Source organism: Nitrososphaera sp. AFS, from assembly GCF_009898475.1.
Classification (GTDB): domain Archaea; phylum Thermoproteota; class Nitrososphaeria; order Nitrososphaerales; family Nitrososphaeraceae; genus Nitrosopolaris.
The window spans coordinates 1-5,399 of the sequence record NZ_QURE01000149.1 but is presented as its reverse complement, the minus strand read 5'-3'; the positions used below and the strand labels follow the sequence as shown (position 1 = coordinate 5,399).

Annotated in this window: 7 protein-coding genes; 2 read left to right on the top strand and 5 right to left on the bottom strand. The window is 36.0% G+C overall.

Annotated features, from left to right (window positions below):
* On the bottom strand, positions 1–990 hold a 990-nt coding region (locus DYY65_RS11920; RefSeq protein WP_162478178.1), incomplete at its 3' end, for a hypothetical protein.
* 383 nt (positions 991–1,373) lie between these two features.
* On the opposite strand from DYY65_RS11920, the gene DYY65_RS11915 reads away from it, so the two are divergent.
* Positions 1,374–1,754: a hypothetical protein gene (locus DYY65_RS11915; RefSeq protein ID WP_162478177.1), complete on the top strand. Its 381-nt coding sequence runs from the start codon at positions 1,374–1,376 to the stop codon at positions 1,752–1,754.
* Positions 1,755–1,785: 31 nt separating this feature from the next.
* On the opposite strand, the gene DYY65_RS11910 is transcribed toward DYY65_RS11915, so the two are convergent.
* Positions 1,786–2,166, bottom strand: a complete 381-nt coding sequence (locus tag DYY65_RS11910; protein ID WP_162478176.1) for a hypothetical protein — start codon at positions 2,164–2,166, stop codon at positions 1,786–1,788.
* Positions 2,167–2,356: 190 nt separating this feature from the next.
* On the opposite strand from DYY65_RS11910, the gene DYY65_RS11905 reads away from it, so the two are divergent.
* Positions 2,357–2,650 (top strand): hypothetical protein, encoded by a 294-nt coding sequence (locus DYY65_RS11905; protein WP_162478175.1) that lies wholly within the window; start codon positions 2,357–2,359, stop codon positions 2,648–2,650.
* Between the two features lie 662 nt (positions 2,651–3,312).
* On the opposite strand, the gene DYY65_RS11900 is transcribed toward DYY65_RS11905, so the two are convergent.
* From DYY65_RS11900 to DYY65_RS11890, 3 genes are all read right to left on the bottom strand, one after another.
* A complete protein-coding gene (locus DYY65_RS11900) occupies positions 3,313–3,756 on the bottom strand; it encodes a response regulator (protein WP_162478174.1) in 444 nt (147 codons plus the stop codon).
* An 821-nt stretch (positions 3,757–4,577) separates the two neighbouring features.
* A complete protein-coding gene (locus tag DYY65_RS11895) occupies positions 4,578–4,976 on the bottom strand; it encodes a response regulator transcription factor (RefSeq protein WP_162478173.1) in 399 nt (132 codons plus the stop codon).
* A 33-nt stretch (positions 4,977–5,009) separates the two neighbouring features.
* Positions 5,010–5,204, bottom strand: coding sequence for a hypothetical protein (locus DYY65_RS11890; protein ID WP_162478172.1), 195 nt, complete (start codon positions 5,202–5,204; stop codon positions 5,010–5,012).
* Positions 5,205–5,399: the final 195 nt, after the last annotated feature.

The window sequence follows — 5,399 nt, the reverse complement described above, 5'->3', positions numbered from 1 at the left end:
AAGATTACTCATCCCTAGTCCCTTACCTCCAGTCGTGATGTCAGTATGGCCAGTATTCGTATCGGAATTATATGAACTAATTATTTTTGAATGGTGATATTGCTTAGTGTTTGTATCGGAATTATACGTATATGAACTAATTATTTTTGAATGGTGATGGTAGTTAGTGTTTGTATCGGTACTATAAGGATATGAACTAATTATGTTTGAGCTATAATATGGAATAACTTTATAGCTGCTCGTACCTGTGTCTGCCACAGGAAGAGGGATTACTTTGAATGTTTTCGAAGTTGAATATTCTGAATATCCTTGGTAAGATACATCTACTTTTAGCTCGTACTTTCCACTCGTGTAATCGTTGCTTGTTTTCCAGGAATACGTATCTATACCATTGTTATCCGTCGTACCTTCAAGCTTCTTAAGCATTCCAGATGATGGACCTGTAATTTTTCCTGTGATAGATGCACCCGAAATGGTATTTGCAGAGTTTTTGTCAGAAACCCTAACCGTAATACTTTGTGTATCACCGGGATGAATAGAATTCTTACCAAAATGAATTGAAGCTGATAAGGTTTTAGGATCACTATTTCCATTTCCTGCGGCTGAAGGAGTACCAACAGCATCGGCGGTGGTGGTAGTGGTCGCGTTATTATTATTTGCCAAGGGAGTAACTGTATCAGATGTAGATTGTGGCGGTGGTGTCGCTGCTATCGATGACAATTGTTGTTGAGTATTGTTATTATTATTTTCCTTACTAGCGTTGGCGGTCGCTACGATGGGTATCGTACTCCCTACGCCGGTGACATTCACTGTTGCTTTTGATACCAAGTTAGGATTATCCGCGCATGAGAATTTGGCAATTATCTTATTTTGTCCTGGATGGATACTGGTATATGCTGGTGTAAGGGTAAAATTCCATTTTGAATAGCTGTTGTTTTGTCCACCTTCTGCGATCGGTAAAGCATCCTGATATGGATTAACAAAATTCACCTTAACTGAAACCTTGCAACCAGAAGTCTACAGATGTTCCAGATATCGACAAATCTTTACCAACCGGGACTTGTTTACCTTTTATAGGTGATGTAATTTTTACTAAGTGCATCTTTGGAACTGTGGATTGTTGTAAACCAATCAATTGATGGGTCGGTATTTTGGCCAAATGCCGCATTTGTGAAAACAGAAGAACCAACTACGCAAATTACAGAATATAAGGAAATAAAGAAATAGAATCTAGCGTTGATAGAGGTGAAAACTATCATATCATTAAAGTGATAATAATAAGATAAAAATAAAAAGAATTAAAATTATAGTAGATTATAACTATGCAGTGCTCTGGGCAATCGCGCGCCGCTCGTTTGAAGGAAATATTGCCGATGTGTGAACAGGTCATGAGGTTGGGAATTGGATTTTCAGAATTGGTGGCATATCATACTGCTGTCATCAAGAGGGCTGATTTAGGAAATATTCCAACGGAGAGCGCGGCTTACCGGGTTATGGAAGAGATCGAGAGTTATGAGAGAATCGGAGGTTTGAAAAACGAAATATCTAACCTCGTTATGCAGAAATATGCTATTGACCAAATTTGTGCACAGAGAAACAAAGCGATAACTTCGTTGGTTAAACTCCAATCTTTTGGTGTAACTGACGAAAAAATCTTCAACATTCATGAATTTCTAAACGGGGCGCGCTTAGGGAATGTGAAAAGAACAATGCATGGCCATCCAGATTCTTTAACAAAAATGGCGCCGAAATAATGCCATGAGCTTATTTCTTCGACACCTCACTTCAAGAACGTAACTTGATAAGTAAGAATAGTATCGCTCCTGCAGGTATTAAAAGGACATAAACAAGTGCTAAATAAGGAGAATCTGCAGGATACAGATGAATTCCAACCAGGAATATAATATAATAGAATATAATAATTATAGCAGGAATGATTAATGCCAATATCAATATCTCAAAATATTTTGTTATAGATGCTGACAGTGCACTGTTGGTTTTTGCAACATTTTGAATTCTTAATCCCATTATGAATGAAGAGGTACCTATCAAGAAAGAAACCACGGTAAGAACATTACCTGTGATAGCTATAGCGATTGGCGTACCTAATCTAGTTGTTTGTACTGTTTGGTTCTGTGGTTGTGCGCCCAGAGTGTAATTCTCCATGGAGAGAAGTAATAATAGAACAATCAGTGGAGAGATTAACAATGAATACCGAAGCGAATGTATGAATTGGATCATGTACACTAATCGTGGTGATTGATCTGAAGTATTATTTAATGACATTTAAATACTGAAGGTTGGACGAACTTGTGTTAGTGAGCATAGTATCAAGAAATGGGTAGGGGTCACCGCTTTGAACAGTGCAAGCTTAGGACATGCTATTGAATCTATGAACTTGCTGGCGGAATACATCCAATTTCGGCCATATTTTTATGGCGGTTACTTCAATATCGCTCCTGCAGGTATAAAAAGAGCATACACAAGTGCTAAAAAAGGAGTGTCCTCAGGATATAGATGGCTCCCAACCAGCAGGATTCCATATATATTAATAATTATTGCAGGGATCACTAACGCCAATATTAATATTTCAAAATATTTTGTTATCGAAAATGACGGTGTTGTTGTTGGGTTCTTTGCAGCATTTTGAATCCTTAATCCTACAATAAGCGAAGAAGTACCTATCAAGAAAGAAACCACAGTAAGAACATTACCTGTGATACCAGGGATGATAGCAAGGGGCGCACCTAATCTCGTTGATTGTGCTGTATGGAAGGTATAGTAAAACAATTAATGGAGATATTAACAATGAATACAAAAGCAAATGTGTGAATTGAATCGTGTTACATGCATTACTAAAGCACCAAATTTATGGAATGAATTTCGGGGTTTTCACCAGAAGTATTGTTTAATTACATATTTCACTGGAATAGTAGAAAAAGATTGACGGATGAATCTCATGAACTCTTGAACAGCGCCCCGACGTCAAAGAGTTGTTCAGCTAATCGAATAAATCGAAATCATAAGATCTATAAATACTACAGGTTCTTCTAAGTAAACTGTTATATAGAAAATTCTCCATATAATTCTGCCCAGATGTGAAAGCAAAAGCTACTTCGCGGATGGTGAATATCGCAGATAACAGCGTTGCTCTGGCAATGAAGCATATTTTTTCTCAACTCGAATACCATGGCCTAATCTAGCTATTAATTTGACATCATGATTGTAGACATTGATACTTTCTAGATGATCGTTAACAAAAGCGATGTTTATGGTGTAATGATTAGAGGAGGCTTTGAATTCGCTACTGTACTAATCCAACTCTTTGATGATCCTACCAATCAAATTATCTATCGTAACTGGCTTTCTAATGAAACATCCAAGGCTTATAGATGGATTGATATCTCTCAATGCATCACGATTTATTTCCCCTGAAGACATGAAACAGATTTTAACATTGATATCGATTTCTAAAATTTTTTCAGATAACTGGAATCCGTTCATGTATGGCATATTAATATCGATTAACATTAGATCATAAAAGTTTGGTTCGAAATCTAAAAGTACTTTTCTAGAATCATTATGTGTGTGAACTGAAATACTTTTGCTAGCATTTTCTATACCCATCTTGAATGTATTAGTGATGTCTGGATCATCATCTACAATTAATATTCTTTTCCAATATCGGTCCTTGTCTCTCTTAGTAACTACATCAGCAGTAGATGATTTGCTAATCTCCCTGAATTCTTTTATCATGTTCTCTTTTGCCTATGCAAACCTTCCACCTATCAAATTCTTCGATGCACTTAAATTCTTATGTGACCATGTTCCCCAAAAAGGGAATATTTTTAAATTTTGACATCAATAAGCCTTCGCTGAATATAACCATGTGGAAGTAAGGATCGCATGGGATTCCATATTCAAACTTTCTGGTTATGGGTACTAAACCTCTATAATAAAGTACAACGCTAAGACTGAGCTATTAGTTTACATAAATTTTTCAAATTAATTTTATTTTTCATTGTACCTATATGTGATGGGTATTTCTCGCACAACCAAATTTCCAAGTGGCTACAACGTAGACTACTGCGGTGGGATGCAATACACTTGTGTATGTAGTCCAAGTATGATAAAATATTGTATTCACTGATTGAACAACTTAATTGAAAGAGGCAAGAGGGCTTCCTGACGATATCGGTGCTTAAGAACTCTGATCATTATATGGAAGGGCCGAGCTTTAAGAGGTGAGTGCCAGGTTCTCCATAAGCCTCACCCTGATCATCGATAGGTTCATGGCTGTACCTCCAGCAGTAGCTTTTATCTTGTAATATTAGTTCTCGATGCATTCACTGCTAGAGTATTGAACAATGGCACTTGTTGTTCTGTTTTAGTTCTACTTTTCTTGACAAAATATGTGTGATTAAATCAATCTGTTCAGAATATTTTCTATAATACCTGCTAGGTTCTTAATCCCAAGTGGTTTTTGTATATAGCACTCCTCTTGAATTTCAGGGTATAGACGCTTATATTTTTCATAAAAAGTATTTGATGCTGATATAAAGCATATCTGGATATTCTCAAGTATTAAAAGACTGCAACTTGTTCTTTTTTAACAATACATTGTTAACTTTAGCTACTATAGTATTAGCGCTTACAGGCTTTGTAGCAAAATCGTCAGCACCATATTCCAGAACCCTTGTTTTGTTTGTTTCGTCTTCTGCAAGAACCACAATTGGTATCTTGGAATTGACGCGCTTTACATTGACAATTAACATGGTAGCTCTATCTGCTGCTATTTTGCCATCCACAAAAATAACATCCACTATGCCTTCTAATTCTTTTATCTTGTTCAAACACTCCTCTGCAGCATATGTCTTATGAACTTCATATCCGTTCAGTGCGAAAGTGCCTGCTAAAATAGATACTACATCTTTGTTATTATCTACAAGAATTATTTTATGTGGGTTAATATTCAATGATCCTCTCCACTTCTCTAGTTCTTAAACATGCTAAATAATAAACTCATGAGCAGCTACACTAATAAACTCTTTCTGTTTATCATACTTATAACATATTCTTTTAATTTCCTCTTTATGAGAATCTATTGATTCATCTAATTGTGCTTTATGTCTCTCTGGCTCTGCCAATAAATCATTATTGGTTGAGTTTGTGTTTCCTTCTCGCCCACCAAAATAATCAGACACCGATATACACCAGCCTTGATTGAGTTTCTATGTTTGACATTAATCAATATAAACGTCATGGTAGATCTAACTTGAAATAAGTTAAAAAGAGCTGGCGGCCCATTTTTCTTCAATAATAATAACAAACAGCTAATGCCATACGTTATTTTTAACATTAAATGATGAAATTTAGGTAACTTTATTAGTTAAACTGGT

Coding starts and splice junctions, on each gene's coding strand:
- DYY65_RS11915 (WP_162478177.1), top strand. CDS start 1,374: ATGTGTGAACAGGTCATGAGGTTGGGAATTGGATTTTCAGAATTGGTG.
- DYY65_RS11910 (WP_162478176.1), bottom strand. CDS start 2,166: ATGGAGAATTACACTCTGGGCGCACAACCACAGAACCAAACAGTACAA.
- DYY65_RS11900 (WP_162478174.1), bottom strand. CDS start 3,756: ATGATAAAAGAATTCAGGGAGATTAGCAAATCATCTACTGCTGATGTA.